Source organism: Providencia sp. wls1916 (assembly GCF_009706585.1).
Classification (GTDB): domain Bacteria; phylum Pseudomonadota; class Gammaproteobacteria; order Enterobacterales; family Enterobacteriaceae; genus Providencia; species Providencia lanzhouensis.
Window position 1 is genome coordinate 177,738 of sequence record NZ_WLUL01000020.1, and the last position, 15,779, is coordinate 193,516.

Annotated in this window: 17 protein-coding genes; 3 read left to right on the forward strand and 14 right to left on the reverse strand. The window is 40.1% G+C overall.

The window, feature by feature from the left end; translation table 11 throughout:
- Window positions 1–59 precede the first annotated feature (59 nt).
- From pgk to GKR61_RS14005, 3 genes are all read left to right on the forward strand, one after another.
- The gene (pgk, locus tag GKR61_RS13995; RefSeq protein ID WP_036953968.1) at window positions 60–1,223 is read left to right on the forward strand and encodes a phosphoglycerate kinase; all 1,164 of its coding nucleotides are present in this window, start codon (window positions 60–62) and stop codon (window positions 1,221–1,223) included.
- Between the two features lie 60 nt (window positions 1,224–1,283).
- Entirely contained in the window at window positions 1,284–2,360 is a 1,077-nt protein-coding gene (gene fbaA, locus GKR61_RS14000; protein WP_006657248.1) for a class II fructose-bisphosphate aldolase, read from the forward strand.
- Window positions 2,361–2,532: 172 nt separating this feature from the next.
- Window positions 2,533–2,811, forward strand: a complete 279-nt coding sequence (locus GKR61_RS14005) for a VF530 family DNA-binding protein (RefSeq protein ID WP_036953971.1) — start codon at window positions 2,533–2,535, stop codon at window positions 2,809–2,811.
- 201 nt (window positions 2,812–3,012) lie between these two features.
- Here GKR61_RS14005 and GKR61_RS14010 read toward each other — a convergent pair whose 3' ends face one another.
- The 14 genes from GKR61_RS14010 to hpaB form a co-directional block, all read right to left on the reverse strand.
- Complete coding sequence (locus GKR61_RS14010) at window positions 3,013–3,270, reverse strand: helix-turn-helix domain-containing protein (protein WP_036953973.1); 258 nt, start codon at window positions 3,268–3,270, stop codon at window positions 3,013–3,015.
- A 33-nt stretch (window positions 3,271–3,303) separates the two neighbouring features.
- Window positions 3,304–4,692, reverse strand: coding sequence for an O-antigen ligase domain-containing protein (locus tag GKR61_RS14015; protein ID WP_154600415.1), 1,389 nt, complete (start codon window positions 4,690–4,692; stop codon window positions 3,304–3,306).
- 21 nt (window positions 4,693–4,713) lie between these two features.
- A complete protein-coding gene (locus tag GKR61_RS14020) occupies window positions 4,714–5,781 on the reverse strand; it encodes a hypothetical protein (RefSeq protein WP_036953976.1) in 1,068 nt (355 codons plus the stop codon).
- A gap of 15 nt (window positions 5,782–5,796) precedes the next feature.
- Window positions 5,797–6,303, reverse strand: a complete 507-nt coding sequence (locus GKR61_RS14025) for a fimbrial protein (RefSeq protein ID WP_036953978.1) — start codon at window positions 6,301–6,303, stop codon at window positions 5,797–5,799.
- Window positions 6,304–6,313: 10 nt separating this feature from the next.
- Window positions 6,314–6,850: a fimbrial protein gene (locus GKR61_RS14030; RefSeq protein ID WP_036953980.1), complete on the reverse strand. Its 537-nt coding sequence runs from the start codon at window positions 6,848–6,850 to the stop codon at window positions 6,314–6,316.
- Window positions 6,843–7,208: a hypothetical protein gene (locus tag GKR61_RS14035; RefSeq protein WP_036953982.1), complete on the reverse strand. Its 366-nt coding sequence runs from the start codon at window positions 7,206–7,208 to the stop codon at window positions 6,843–6,845. The genes GKR61_RS14030 and GKR61_RS14035 overlap by 8 nt, the downstream gene beginning before the upstream one ends.
- A 27-nt stretch (window positions 7,209–7,235) precedes the next feature.
- On the reverse strand, window positions 7,236–7,964 hold the full coding sequence (locus tag GKR61_RS14040) for a fimbrial biogenesis chaperone (protein ID WP_036953984.1): 729 nt from the start codon (window positions 7,962–7,964) through the stop codon (window positions 7,236–7,238).
- A gap of 12 nt (window positions 7,965–7,976) precedes the next feature.
- The gene (locus tag GKR61_RS14045) at window positions 7,977–10,466 is read right to left on the reverse strand and encodes a fimbria/pilus outer membrane usher protein (RefSeq protein ID WP_036953986.1); all 2,490 of its coding nucleotides are present in this window, start codon (window positions 10,464–10,466) and stop codon (window positions 7,977–7,979) included.
- 36 nt (window positions 10,467–10,502) lie between these two features.
- The gene (locus tag GKR61_RS14050; RefSeq protein WP_195848390.1) at window positions 10,503–11,060 is read right to left on the reverse strand and encodes a fimbrial protein; all 558 of its coding nucleotides are present in this window, start codon (window positions 11,058–11,060) and stop codon (window positions 10,503–10,505) included.
- A gap of 41 nt (window positions 11,061–11,101) precedes the next feature.
- On the reverse strand, window positions 11,102–11,653 hold the full coding sequence (locus tag GKR61_RS14055; protein WP_036953990.1) for a fimbrial protein: 552 nt from the start codon (window positions 11,651–11,653) through the stop codon (window positions 11,102–11,104).
- A gap of 357 nt (window positions 11,654–12,010) precedes the next feature.
- Complete coding sequence (locus GKR61_RS14060) at window positions 12,011–12,493, reverse strand: FidL-like protein (protein WP_036953993.1); 483 nt, start codon at window positions 12,491–12,493, stop codon at window positions 12,011–12,013.
- Window positions 12,483–13,301 (reverse strand): winged helix-turn-helix domain-containing protein, encoded by an 819-nt coding sequence (locus GKR61_RS14065; protein WP_036953996.1) that lies wholly within the window; start codon window positions 13,299–13,301, stop codon window positions 12,483–12,485. The genes GKR61_RS14060 and GKR61_RS14065 overlap by 11 nt, the downstream gene beginning before the upstream one ends.
- Window positions 13,302–13,499: 198 nt before the next feature.
- Window positions 13,500–14,018 (reverse strand): 4-hydroxyphenylacetate 3-monooxygenase, reductase component, encoded by a 519-nt coding sequence (gene hpaC / locus GKR61_RS14070; protein WP_036953999.1) that lies wholly within the window; start codon window positions 14,016–14,018, stop codon window positions 13,500–13,502.
- 19 nt (window positions 14,019–14,037) lie between these two features.
- On the reverse strand, window positions 14,038–15,600 hold the full coding sequence (gene hpaB / locus GKR61_RS14075) for a 4-hydroxyphenylacetate 3-monooxygenase, oxygenase component (protein WP_108479482.1): 1,563 nt from the start codon (window positions 15,598–15,600) through the stop codon (window positions 14,038–14,040).
- Between the last annotated feature and the right edge of the window lie 179 nt (window positions 15,601–15,779).

The following is a 15,779-nucleotide window of genomic DNA, read 5'->3' on the forward strand; positions in this document are numbered from 1 at the left end:
TGACCTCCTCGCACAGTCGCTAATGAAAACTTTATAGAGAATCAACAAGAGGATTCACCATGTCTGTAATTAAGATGACCGATTTGGACTTAGCGGGTAAACGCGTTTTCATTCGTTCGGACCTAAACGTTCCTGTTAAAGACGGTAAAGTTACTTCAGATGCACGTATCCGTGCTTCATTACCAACAATTGAATTAGCGCTGAAACAAGGTGCTAAAGTCATGGTTACTTCCCACCTCGGTCGTCCGACGGAAGGTGAGTACAATGAAGAGTTTTCACTGCAACCTGTTGTTGACTATCTGGCAGAAAAATTAGACAACCCAGTTCGTTTAGTTAAAGACTACCTGAACGGTGTTGATATCGCTGCTGGCGAATTAGTTGTTTTAGAAAACGTGCGCTTTAACAAAGGCGAGAAGAAAGACGACGAAACGCTGTCTAAACAGTATGCAGCACTGTGTGATGTCTACGTTATGGATGCATTCGGTACGGCTCACCGTGCTCAAGCGTCAACGCACGGCGTGGCTAAATTCTCACCAGTTGCGTGTGCAGGCCCGCTGTTAAGCAACGAATTAGAAGCATTAGGCAAAGCGTTAGGTAACCCAGCGCGTCCAATGGTTGCTATCGTAGGCGGTTCTAAAGTTTCCACTAAACTGACGGTATTAGATTCCCTGTCTAAAATCGCTGACCAACTGATTGTGGGTGGTGGTATCGCGAATACTTTCATCGCAGCAGAAGGCAACAATGTGGGGCGTTCACTGTATGAAGCGGACCTGATCCCAGAAGCGAAAAAATTACTGGCTAACTGCCAAATCCCAGTGCCAACTGATGTTCGCGTGGCTACCGAGTTCTCAGAAACTGCTGAAGCAACACTGAAAGCAAGTAACGCTATCAAAGATGATGAGCAAATTCTGGACTTAGGTGATGAATCCGCAGAACGTCTGGCTGAAATTCTGAAAAATGCGAAAACCATTCTTTGGAACGGCCCTGTGGGCGTATTCGAATTCCCTAACTTCCGTAAGGGAACAGAAATCGTTGCTCGTGCTATCGCAGACAGTGACGCTTTCTCAATCGCTGGTGGTGGTGACACCCTAGCGGCGATCGATTTATTCGGTATCGCTGATAAGATTTCATACATTTCTACCGGTGGCGGTGCTTTCCTTGAATTCGTTGAAGGTAAAAAGCTCCCAGCCGTTGTGATGCTAGAAGAACGTGCTAAAGCGTAATTAATTTGTTCATACACAACAGGCAGCGTAGGCTGCCTGTTCACCACAGGACCTTTTCACATGTCTAAAATTTTTGATTTTGTTAAACCAGGTGTTATCACTGGTGATGATGTACAGAAAGTTTTCGCGGTTGCCAAAGAAAATAACTTTGCATTGCCAGCTGTGAACTGTGTTGGTACTGATTCAATTAACGCCGTACTTGAAGCGGCAGCTAAAGTACGCGCTCCGGTTATTGTTCAGTTCTCTAACGGTGGTGCTGCATTTATCGCAGGTAAAGGCCTGAAAGCGGAAGGGCAACAAGCAGCTATCTTAGGTGCAATTTCAGGTGCACACCACGTACACCAAATGGCAGAGCACTACGGTGTGCCAGTGATTCTGCACACTGACCACTGTGCGAAGAAATTACTGCCATGGATTGACGGTCTGTTAGATGCGGGTGAAAAACACTACGCGAAAACGGGTAAACCACTGTTCTCTTCTCACATGATTGACCTGTCAGAAGAATCTCTGGAAGAAAACATTGCAATCTGTTCTAAATATTTAGAGCGCATGGCGAAAATCGACATGACTCTGGAAATCGAATTAGGTTGTACTGGTGGTGAAGAAGATGGTGTTGATAACACTGGCATGGACAGCTCAGCGCTGTACACCCAACCAGAAGACGTGGCTTACGCTTACGAAAAACTGAACGCTATCAGCCCACGTTTCACTATCGCGGCTTCTTTTGGTAACGTACACGGTGTTTATAAGCCAGGTAACGTACAATTAACGCCAAAAATTCTGCGTAATTCCCAAGACTACGTGTCTGAGAAATTTAACCTGCCACACAACAGCTTAGATTTCGTTTTCCACGGTGGTTCCGGCTCAAGCGCTGCTGAAATCAAAGAAGCAGTAAGCTACGGTGTTATCAAAATGAACATCGATACCGATACTCAGTGGGCAACATGGGATGGTATTTTACAGTATTACAAAGCGAAAGAAGGCTACCTGCAATCTCAGTTAGGTAACCCAGAAGGCGATGATAAGCCAAACAAAAAATACTACGATCCACGTGTGTGGTTGCGTAAAGCACAAGACTCAATGGTTGTTCGTTTAGAGCAAGCATTCAAAGAACTGAACTGCGTAGATGTTCTGTAATTTACGAGTTTAACTTGTGAATAAATCATCCCCCAGCAGGGTAACTTGCTGGGGGATTTTTTATGTTTTCACTAAGGAGTCTGTAACTTACCGTATTGATTGCGAGCGCCTTGCATTTCTTGTAATCTTCGCGTGCTTTAAATACTCCGAAATGCCCTATAAGGTAATACAAATGACTGAACATAAATCTAAAGACCCATTACATGGGGTTACACTTGAAATGCAGGTAACAGAATTAGTTAACCATTATGGCTGGGCAAAATTAGGCAACATTATCAAAATCAACTGCTTCAACAAAGATCCCAGTATAAAATCAAGCTTAAAATTCCTACGAAGAACGCCATGGGCGCGGGCTGAAGTTGAAGCGCTCTATCTTGATATGCTAGAAGACGATTCAATGGATAATGCCAACTCATCTTCTGATGATCCGTGGGGAAATCACCGTATTTAATATCTCGATCACAATGCGCCTCTAATTGCGGGATAATATATTAGTATTTATTTTTCTAATTATTGAATTAACAGGTTCTAGCAATGTAGAAATATCCGTCTAGGTTGCTTTTAGGAATGAAAATGCCCCCTAAAAATAGACTTAGAGGGCATGATTATGTCGCGATCAAATAAGGTTTTCGGCGATATAAATACAACAGCATTACAGATTAATCGGTACTGTTACCGAAGAATTTCTACGTTCTAAAAAGTAATTTAAATCACATTGAAGCACATTGGCAAAAATACATAATCGGTGGATTGTAAAATTTTGAGTTCCACGTTCATAGCGAGAGATCTGCTGTTGGCTTAAGCCCGTTTTTTTACCAAGAATACTGGCACTCCAGCCCAATAATAGTCGGCGTTTACGGACTTTTGCACCAATATCTGTATTGGAGATTTGATTGTCATAGAGAGTCATTATGCTGTCCTCGTTTATCTTTTAATTTTCTCATTATGCAAATGAAAAAATATTGGTGTGAAAGAAAGATTGACCATTAAATAAATTTAATCCAATAATAAAAACGATGAGGCCAATAATAAAAGTGCTAAAACTAAACAATAAAGAAAGATGTTTATTAATATAGAAACTGGATTGTTCTCTCAGTGGGAATGAAGCATCTGAAAATGATAAAAACAATATAATCATTCCCCAATGTAATACTGATTGTAAAAATGGGTGTTCTAAATTGCTATTAATAACCACAGGTGTTAATGCTAATACCAAGGATATTGAATAACCGTTCCCGTTTTTTTTATATTTAATAATTGACTGATAAATAACATATATACCCCCCGTTATTATTAATGACATAAAAATAAGGTTGATAAACCCACCAGTCATAATCCAACGCAATATCTCATTATAAATATGAGGAACAATATAATTTTCAGAACTTAAAAATGGGAGCTGATTTTTCTCCATGCTCGCATTAATAATTAAAGGTTGTTCCCAAACTTCAGCTGGTGGGTAGATAAACAGTGAAATGGAAAACCGTAACATCTGCTTAAGGTGAAAGCGGTTGATTATCTCACTGTCGATATACTTTGGGCATAGCTGAATAAGGTAAACTCCAATAAATACAGCGACGGCAATAATGAAATAGCTGACACTGACCCTTACTTTATTCTTTTGATAAAACAAACAGATAAAGATAAATGCGCAAACTGCAAAACTCAATGTTGTGGTGATGGATTGCAGAACAATCAGCGTCACCGTAAACAAGAAAATACAGAAACTTAATAGTGTTATGCGGCATTTTTCTTGGATGAGTGATGCGAGTTTAAATTGCGATAACACAAGGGTCATCAACGAAAACATACAGCTCATCGCCATGTTAACCGATAAAATGGTAATTTGTTGTGTCAAACCATATGACCGCATATCTGTTGCAAAATAAAAAATACTGGTTTCAAAAAAGTACTGATAAATAGTAAATAAACACTGAATAACATTAATAGCGATAAAACAATAAATACAGAAAGATTGAATTAGCCACTTCTCTCGTATTTGCAGTCCAACAATATACAGTATGACTCCTGCGCTAATACCAGACCAATACCAAAATATAACATTATTACTTTCTTTTAGATAAAAAAGATTGATGCTTAATATGGCTAGCGCTAAACAAAAACACATTGCAGGAATCGTAATGAAAATCCGATTTTTTCTATAAAATACGGTAAATGCAATGATGGAAATAATTAATGCAATCGCTAACCAGCTAATAATATTTTGTGGCAGCGATTGCCTTAAGCTACCTAAATTATCAATGTAAATTATGCTGGCGAGATTCCAAATAATAAAAATACTAATAAATACAGCACGAGAAAGCATAATCATAAAATTTATACTGCATGTTAATTATAAATAAGTTGCAATTAACCACGCATTACCAGTGTATTTTCCTGGCTCAGCATCTAATCCATAAAGGTGGCTTTCGATTTCAATATTTTTCACTTTATCAATGGTGGTTTCGATAGTTTTACCGCGTAGGTTATTCTCTGCATCGTACAGTGATAACTCAGAGTAAATCGTGTTATTACCTGATTTCAGCGGCACACGCTTTTGTGGATCGTTATCCATAACGTAATCTAAGGCGAATTTCACTCTAACCCCCTGACTTCTATCACATTGATAGGTTGCAGTACGGGTTTGTTTACTATCAAATTCAATGGCATCCAGTGTATTGTGATTGATATTTAAGTTATCAATATTGGATTTACAGTTTGATGGGTAGTTAATCACCGACTGAGTTAAATCCAGTTTTACACTCGCTTTATCCGCTGGAACAAACACATCAGGTGTACCCGGATATTGGAACATTCGGGTATAGCCCGCAATCATTGCTGGTGGAATAACAACTTTGCCATCAATGGGAATATCTTTCACATAAATACGTACTTCAAATGGGAATTGAACGGTGAAGAATCCTGCGTCTAATGGCCCCATTTCTTCGGAAGAACACCCACGTCCAGAAATGTTTTTCCAACCCTGAGTAATTCCATTGTCTGAATACAGTGTGAAATAAGTATTCGCATTAATTTTATAAGCGGTTAGCCCCTTAATGCTAAAGCCAGCCTCTGGCATATAAGCAAAAACACGATGAAAGGCATAGTTCCATGCCAGTCCGTTTTGGTAGTTACCCGCTAAAAAATTCACAGTGCAATAGACGGTACCGTAGGGCTGTGATGAACTTTCATTAATCACAATACCCTCTTTATTTGGCGGAGCGACGGAGTAGTATTTCTCGCCATTGCTTCCAATTGTCGGAGTGCTCGCGATGACCGAGTTATTGGAGACAAGATTCATTCTATAACCCCCACCACTGGACGAGTAGCGAGTTAACCCATGAGACACTTGGCTATAGAGAAACAGTGACATCAGCATGGTCATTAATGAAATTAGCGAAGTTTTAGATGTTTTTTTCATTGTCGTTACCTAACTTTAGAGATAATCAATCATCACTGACAGTGCCGCACTAAACGGGCCGACTTCAAGTGTTTCAGGCACTTGATTCGTAACTAATTGTGACTGTAAGGTCAATGTGGCGGTGTCACCACTCACTGACGGGAAGATGGGCTCCCATTTCAGTAGATTGATAGCGGTATTTCTATTGGCTTGGGAAAAGCGGATCCCTAATCCTTGGATCGTGGTGCTTAATACCGTTTCGTTATTAATCGTGAGGGTCGAACCCTCTTTAGGGGATAAATAAATTCGTAAATTTTTACGCAGATCGCACTGTTTAATTAGGATCCCAAAGTTTTGCTTTTCTTCTGTTATGCGATCTAATGCGACATTTTGAAAATTCACATACAGCTCTTTATCACCATTTTCATTGGTGATCACACAGGATGGACGCACTAATGTGGTTTCCAACGTAATTAAAATATCAGCCAGTGAAAAGCTGCTCATTAGCAGGCAAATCGCCCCTAAAAAACCGGATATTTTCATCTGCATTCTCCTACTGGTAGTCCAGATTGAAAGTGACTAAGGATGAGAAACTCCCTGTTTTGAGCCGTCCGTTAAAGGGCTTTTGTGCATATACCCCAAATTGCAGTGGGTTAATGGAGCCTTTTCCCGATTCCGTGACGGTACTGATATCAATCGGGGTATTAAATTTCAAAGGTTGAGCATTCTTGCCATCAGTTAACGCCAGTAACACATTGGACTCGCCGGTTGTTTTCAAATAGGTGACGCCATTGTGAGTTTCAGTATCTTGAGTATTTAGCGTAATTTTGATGGTCTTATTTAATGCCGCGGTTGAGCAATCGACGATATCCAGCTGAAAAGGTTGAACATCAGAACGCCCCAGATTTTCAAGTTCAGAAAAGCGCAGACCTGATAAGTAAACCGTTTTCTTCGTGTCATCGTCGGATAAGCGACAACCGATAGGCACCAGTGTCCCTTCAAAATAGACGGATAGACTATTTGCCAAGCTGCCGTAGCTGGTAAATAACAAGCTACTCATGCCAACCATAAGTGCGAATGTTTTAGTCATAAATCATCTCCAAACGGCGTGCTGAGCTTTCGGCTGGAAGTAAAAAAGTCATACTTTTATTTGTCTGCGGCTTTGAAAAAACATATTGCTGACCCGCAAATTTCAACGTGAATGGTGCCCACGTTTGGTTATAAGTGCGGGTGACACAATGGGCATAACTCACAGTAAATTGATAAACAGGTTCATTGACATGATTGACCGCTCTTGTCATCGTTACATTAGGCTGGCAAGGTGTTATGAGAAAACGCGCATGAACATAAACAGTGCCTGTTGTTTCCAATAATGAGGGTTGCGATGGCGTTTCTGCCAATACAGGCATGGCGAACATGAGCGATAACCCAAAGTGATACAGTTTCATGTTGATATTCCTGTTTATCCGTTACGTCTATGGTGTGACTGTGCACTGCGATGCTTGGCACTTAAACGCCAGTGATGGCTTTCCACCATAATCATTGATATAGGTGAGATATGGCGTCGCAAATTTCGCTGATTTTAGGTTATGGGTTGATTTCGGTGGCACCATAACAGCATCAAAATCACTCTGCTCAGACTGCTTCTGGCTGTTACCAATGCCGATAACGGTCAGATAAAAACTTGTTGGGTTATTTAGCTGATAACCATTGGCTGTTGGGGTTAGTGTTACCTGTTTTGCCCACTCTTTTTTGCTATCCGCCACAATTGCTTCTGGGCGATAAAACAGTTTTACACGGCTTTGTAGGGCGATTTGTAGAACACCTGCTTCCGTTGATTTTGGTGGGATCTCACGCAAGTTATAGTAAAACAGAGACTCTCTATCCTGAGGTAACTTACTGATATCTGGCGCAGTGCTTAAACGAACTAAGCTAGTGGATTTTGGCTCCATACGCTGAATCGGTGGCGTCGCGATAATCGGACCAGCTTCCAATTTTTTCTCTGACGCATCTTCTAACCATGATTGTGCTAGGTAAGGCAGCTCGGGGTTATCATTGCGAATAGTGATGTTAATAGACTGCTGATCACCATCAAAAATAATACGAGTACGATCCAATGTAACTGCGGCGTAAGTGGCGCCCATTGCACCGATAGAGGTCAATAAGACACTGGTGCGAAGTAAATTAAAAAGATTTGATTTCATTTAAATTGTTTCCTAATGACAAATTAATACAGGGTAGCTTTCTGCACTGTTTTTAAACTCAGTGACTTGCGTGCTGCATTGCAATTTATTTCCCCAGTAAAGGTTAAGCAGATCATTTGGCATCACGCCGACAATCCATGTGATCCCTTGCTCACCCACAATGCCGAGCTCAATGTTATTTTTATTACGCACACTGGCGCCAAAAGGTGGGTAAGTACCGTCTGCCAGTTTTAAACGGGCAAAGGTTTTTTCCCCTTGAATAACATTAAGGCTGCGATAACCGATGGCTCCACGAGTTAATGTGGCTTCGGTAACACTCTCTAACGCTTCGATATTGTTCGGTAATTTACTGGTATTAATTGATGCTGTTGTTTTGCGATAGCTACTCACGTTAGGGAGCACGGTTAAGCCAAAGCGGTTAGTTTTATAAACACCGCCGTTTAATGGCACGTTGCTCGCTCCCGGTGTTTCAACGACTAAGCGCGTTCCACCATAAGCTGCCTGATGCAGCGCAATTCCCTCTTTGACCAATGTGATCCCTCCGTTAATTGAACCACCAACGGTGTGGTACTCGTTGGGAACATAACTGGCATTGGCCGATAGTGATGCCGTTGGGAAGTTCTGGCTCAAATAACCACTGAAACTGGTTTGTGAGTCTTGATACTGTCCCGTTTGGTAACCTACGTTCAGGTTATAACTACGCTGATCGTTGTAGCCGCTATAGCCCACGTTATGGGTTGAAGAACGGCGCCCATTTTGGTCACGTGTATAACCCTCAGAGAAACTCATGCTGCTGCCCATTGTGAGGGGAACAGTGACATACAACGTAATGGCATCATCCTGATATCCCGCTCTTTTGGAGCGTGTCGCAGAAGCAGTTAAGCTGATATTTTTTAACCCTAAATAGGCAATATTGAAGGCGGTGTTGATATAGGCCCCAAATTGCTCTTCCGTTTGGCTATTCCAATACGTGTTGTATTGGTAGTTTCCACCCAGTGAGAACGCATCAAAATATTTATTAATATTGACCTGATAGCTCTCTTTGTGTGCTTGAGTTTCAATCCCTGTACGGCGTTCGTCCAACGTTTGTTGCAATGAACGATAGGTTTCATCCGAGAATCGATAGCCTGCGAAGGTAATGTCGGTTCTCGCCTCATCAAACGATTTTGAGTAACTTAAACGGTAACTGCGTCCTGTTAAGGTATTGCTGAGTAACTTTGCATGGGACTGCGTTATATCAAATGACAAGCTCCCGAAGGTAAATAAGTCACGCCCAAAACCAGCTGAAAATGCTTGGTAGTTTTTGGATAAAATCGACCCACCATAAATAGACCAAATATTATTAAGTCCATAAGAAAGCTCGCCCGATGCGGTCATATCCCCTTCAAGGTGACGCCCATCGTAACGAGGTTTACCGACGGCAAACTTATAGCGAACTTGTCCAGGACGTGTTAAATAAGGCAGCGCCGCTGTAGTAATGCTGAACTTTTGTTCTTCGCCATTTTCTTCACGCACCGTGACATCTAAGGTTCCACGGATTGAGCTATCCAATGTTTGGATCTGGAATGGACCAGCGGGAACCGTAGTTTCCAAAACAATTCGGTCATGGCTTTTGACGATGACCGTGGCGTTAGTCTGAGCTATCCCGATGATCTCAGGGGCGTATCCCGTTAGTTTCGGTGGCAGCATGTTTTCATCGGTCTCTAGTGATAGACCCGTGAACTGCCAGGAATCAAAAATAGCCGAGTAGAAATAGTTTTCCCCCAACGTTAGAACCGAGGCGATATTCGCTAATGAGCGATAAGCATATAAACGGCTGAATATGGCATCGCTATATTCATTGTTATAGTTACCCGATGATTTACGGTAGTTTGCTTGGTAATCCCCACGTAAACGCCACGCACCGAGATTTAACCCTGTAGTTCCGTTCGCAGATAAATAGGATTCTTTTGTTCCGCTATCTCGGCGGGTAAAGGAGCCCGTCAAGGTGTAGTCGAGTAAAAAGCCGTTAATACCGTCTTCCCAGCGAGAAGGTGGCACCCAGCTAGGGTCGGTATATTCCAAATAACTTTGCGGGATCAAGATCGTCAGTGTTAACGTGGATAAATCCACGCTCATGGTACTGCCTTCAAGCGCAGACAAATCGATACACTGATCGTTATCGCGATATTTAATTAAGCGAATAGCTTCTGGTTTTAAGCCGAGTTGATCCGTAATAGCTGCCGGAACACAAACAACGCTAAATAATGAATCTTCAGCAGACGTTGGCGCACCTACAGTAATATCGCGGGCATTACCCAAACGTTCATTATTGACTTTAATCGTTAGATGATAATTTCCAGGCATAACAAATCCGGCCTGAGAAAACTGGCTAAAGTCAATATTCTGAGTATCTTTGGTATCAAGCATATCTGTATTAAATTCAACAGAAAAAGCAACAGTAGGAATACTGGATAAGCAAGATATAATAATTAACTGGTGAAAAATATTAAATTTAGCCATAGTGTTCTTATCATATAAATTAATTTAAAATATTTATTAGTCGTAACTTACATTGAATTTAATCGTGGCAAAGTAATTTCCGGGTTCAATCTCATTATTAATGGTGTCAATTTCTGTTTCATATTTCAAAAAACTGACTTTTGTTTTTCTATCAAAGTAAATAGCGCTATTTGAAATAGAATACGATTTATTCGGAGTGACTAAATTGTTATTGGTGTCATAAATATAGACAACGACACCATCCGTAGGACCTGACAGTTTGATTGCATTGTTGTAGATGTCACTATTGGCAAAGAATTTAATTTTTATGCCTTTGCTATTATCTTTGTCATATTCACTAATGCAGTTGTTTAATTTAATGTTAAATGTTTTTCTATTATTATTTTTTGCTTCTTCTGTATTGATGTCACTTTTAGAAACAAGGTCATAATTAATATATTGATATTGGCTGTCTGTTTCTATTGAGCAGGGCGCAGCAACAATATATCCGCGCATAACAGTTTCACCACGAATTCCGCCGTCAACTGTATATTCTGCATTAGAAATAAAAGGAGCTAATAATAGTGTTGGCCATAAGAAAGATAAATTTCGCATAATGAACCTTTTTATTGGGAGGGTTTCCCCTCCCATAAAAATTATTCGTAAGTGATTTTGAAGTCAGCGATAGAGTTGAATTCACCTTCAGTTACTGGAGTAGAAGCATCAACACGTTTTGCTAATGCAGTAAATTCCAGAACGTTTTCACCTTGTCTGTTACGAATTTGGTTCAGTACAGATTTAGCTTCATCAAATTTAAAATCTTTAATTTGAATACCAACGTTATTAGCGGTACCAGTCACGCCTAAGAACTCTTTATTAGTACCAACGTAGTTTTTACCACCGAAAGTGATTTTGATATCTTTAACTGCAACCCATTTACCTTCAGTATCCTTACTGAATTCGTCGAAGTTACATTCTTTTAATTTAATAGAGATATCTTTCTCTGCTGCATTACCTGCTTCTAAAGAAGCACGTGACAGTTGACCAAATGGAACTTCTTGTTTAGTGCTTTCAGATTCGATATTACATGGGGAGTTAACAACTTGACCGCTAAAATGTAATTCACCCGTGTTGCCGCTAGCTAAAACAGATGCAGACAGAGTAGAAGCTGCAAATAAAACAGCAACAGATAATTTATTTAATTTCATGTGATAGATCCTTAAAGATAAGTAATTTTTAGTCCCTAAAGTGAATGCAAATTGCCTAGTGCATCCATGCATTGGCTTTTTGTGTAAGTCATTTCGACGAAAACAAGTTTATCCATCAGGAGAGTTTTTTGAAATAAAGTATTGGTATTTTAATGAAGTAAAATATTTAATTCTGGTATTAATATTTTTAACGTGAGTTTTAATGTTTTTATTTCACTGTGGTAATGTATGGGATTTTTAATCACTTTTGCTTTAAGGTAAATTAATAAGTAATTTTTAAAAATTAAAAAAATAGAGCATCAAATGTCATAATTCGATGCTCTATATTTGTCATGATGAAATGTTTGCTGATTTAAATTAAATTGTGCAAATAAAAAGAGGGGAGAAGTTCTCTTCAAAAATATAGTTTTTTTCACTCAAACGCTTTATGTTTACAAAATAAATTTGCCCTTCTTGCGGAATACCCCGTATTTTTATTTTATTTTGAGCTTGGTCATTAGGATCAATAACAACTCGTTCGACTTGTGAGAAAAAATGCCCGCCTTGGTAGACATATTTCATATAAAATTTGCGAGCGATAACATAACTTTTACCATCGTTGCTAATGGTTCCATTCATCACAAAGGTATGATGCTCAGGGTCATGCTCATTTGGAATAATACTAAGTAGGTAATAGCCTTTTAAGTCTGAACGGCTATCTGAAATATCAATTTTCAGTGTTGCTCTGCAACTCGGAACAATGGCCGTGTTGTTTTTATAATAAACATAGCTACTAATGAAGACTAAGATGGTTGAAATAATCAGTAGCCAAAAAGCCCTGATAGATTTCTTATTTGACATAAAAATTCTCACAACTCACTGTTGTACTATCTTTGGGGGTGTTAGGACAATAAGATAAAAATAAAAAGTTATCATAGAGGTTTTTATCATTCGTGACGATTCCAACATTGTAATAAAATAATGTAGCCGGTTTTTTGCAATCAATGTTTAACCGTGTTAACTGATTTTGTAAATCAGTAAAACTAATCGTCGTCGTATCGGGTTTATGGTAACTATTAATATAGCGTATGCTGCACTGATCAATGCGACCCACCTCAGGATATTCTGTTCGCGTAGCAAAAAAATAGCTTTTAAAAAGATAAAGTAAGCAAAAAATAATAATCACAACTAAGGCTAGCTCAATAAAACGGTTATTGAGAATGTAACTTTTTTTCTTTACTGTTTGCGCTTTTTCTTTTGGTGTTTCTTCTATAACGGCTGCTTTATGTGGTTCATTAAGTAATATTTCTTGAGGTTCTTTTTGCTGGACATCATGATTTAATTCTGATGATAGTAACTGCAATTGCGCATTAAGCTTGATACCCACTTTAGGTATAGTCGTAATTATTTCATCCTCACAAAATGAGGACAAATGACGGCGTAAAACAGAAATGCTACTGTTAAGGTTATTATCGGATGCAACTTGGTTATGTTCATCCCACACTCGGCTTAATAATGTTTCACGATCTAAAATCTCACCATTATTTTGCACTAACACCAATAATAAGCGGTTTAGTGTGGTAGTTAGTTTAATTGCATCGCCGATATTATCGCGATATAACAACCCCTGATGGCTGTCATAAATAATATTATTTATAAGATATTTCATATTTTGTTTTATTTTATTTATTAGGATGTCAAATAAGTATTTTTCCAGTGTATACCTCTAATTTGGTCGGTGTCAATTAGACAGAAATTGCCTGATAATGGATTTGATTTAAGAAAGTTACATTCGATAGATATAATAAAAAAGCCCCTAAATGATGTATTTAGGGGCTTAGAATAGCGTAATAAAATGGAGGTTAAATTAGGCTGTATGCTCTAAGATTTTATGCAAAACGGGATGGAATTTACGTTTAAAATAGACCAAGCCATGTCCATCATCGCTAACAACAATCTTTTTCATCTCAACCATATAGACAGAGTGAGTGCCAATATCTTGTACTTGGGTAATTTCACCTTCAAGATTAGCAAGGGCATTTCTTAACAATGGTTGTTCTAAAATACCTTTATCCCACATATCCCATCCAAAGCGCTCATCCATTGTCGAGCCTTTCATGCCCGCAAAGTGACAAGCTAAATCTTCTTGATCATGGTTGAGAACGTTAACGCATAGGCGGCCATTCTTTTGAAAAACCGCATTCATAGAGCTGTTGCGGTTAACACATACCATCAAAGTCGGTGGCGTATCAGTCACAGAACAAACCGCAGTGGCAGTAATACCGCAACGGCCTTCTGGACCATCCGTGGTGACGATGTTAACAGCGGCACCGAGACTTGCCATCGCATCTCTGAAACGTAAGCGATGTTCATTTTCTAAAGACATTTTGACCTCCTGCTGCCGATTACTTCAGCAGCGAATCTAACAGATTAATATCGTTGTTGTTGTGCAGGTGAGGGCGCTTCCAGCCGTGCTGATCATAGTCAGACAGGCAGCGGTCAACCATGTCAGTCATGGCTTTCATATTGCCAGAACCGTATGCATGACGCAGACATTGCAGACGAATTTCGTCTTGGCTTCCCGCGTAGTTAATTTCATACAGCTCGTGACGACCACCGAATTCACTGCCGATAGCATCCCACATTAATTTTAAAATTTTAATACGTTCAACGTGATCCATCCCATTTGAACCGCGAACATATTTTGCCAGATATTTGTCAATCTCTGGGTTATTCATATCACGAACGCTTGATGGCAGATAGATCAAACCACTTGTTACGTTACTTTCGATGATATTTTTGATTTTGGTGTAGGCCATTGGTGCCATAACACGATACGTTTGGATGGCTTGAGTATCTGGCAGGAACGCACCGCCTTCCCAAGCTTTTGCTTCTGAACACATAGCATCAGTCAGTGACCAGAACAGGTTACGCCAAGCGACCACTTCACCGAGATCCGCTTGAACACCACGGAAATCAATAACACCCGTACATTCAAGGCTCTTTTGCAGAAGACCTGTGATGAAGTCCAGTTTGACGGCTAAACGTACACAAGCTTGTAATGGGAACAGGCGAGCAAAGCCACCTTGTACCGCCCAGTTACGAGCACGGTCGAAATCACGATAAATCAGCACGTTTTCCCATGGAATTAACACATGATCCATGACCAGAATGGCATCATTCTCATCAAAACGGCTTGATAACGGATAATCAAACGGAGCTCCTGTTGCACCAGCAACTAACTCGTAAGATGCACGGGAAATTAATTTCACACCGTCCGCATCCATTGGCGCAACAAACATCAGCGCAAAATCAGGGTTATCACCCATGACTTGTGCAGAACCAAAACCGATAAAGTTGTAGTGTGTTAACGCAGAGTTGGTTGCAACAACTTTTGCACCGCTGACGATAATACCTGCATCAGTTTCTTTTTCTAGCTTTATATAAACATCTTTAACTTCATCAGCGGGCTTATGGCGATCAATAGGTGGGTTAACAATTGCATGGTTAAAGTATAAACCGCTCTCTTGAATACGTTTGTACCAGTTGCGTGCGTTATCGGCAAACTGGCCGTAATATTCTGGGTTAGCGCCTAAACAGCTGGCGAATGCCGCCTTATAGTCTGGAGTGCGTCCCATCCATCCGTAGCTTTGGCGTGACCAATCTGCGATGGCGTCGCGTTGTTGGCGTAGGTCATCTGCACTTTTTGCGAAGCGGAAGAATTTGTGTGTATACCCGCCGTTGCCTGTATCTGTGCCCCAGCAAAGCTGGTCATGAGTCGATTTATCATGAAGCGCATCATATAACTGTCCTATAGAAGCTGCTGAGTTACGAAAAGCAGGGTGCGTGGTGACATCTTTAACACGCTCACCATAGATATAAATCTCGCGACCATCTTGTAAACTTTTTAGATATTCTTGGCTATTAAATGGGCGCTTAGCATCGGAACGAAAATCTTCTGGTTTCATGTCTACCTCGTTTTAGAACAAAGAGGGCTTGCGGGTTGTCGGCGTACAAAGGTTGCAAGCTTGAATAATGTTAATTTTATGTTTGTTTTGTGTTTACTAATTGAATCGTTTTCTGTGGGGTTTTAAAAGAGATTTTCCAAAGGAATGCTGGTACTTTTCGTTGGTAAGATGGTTTTATG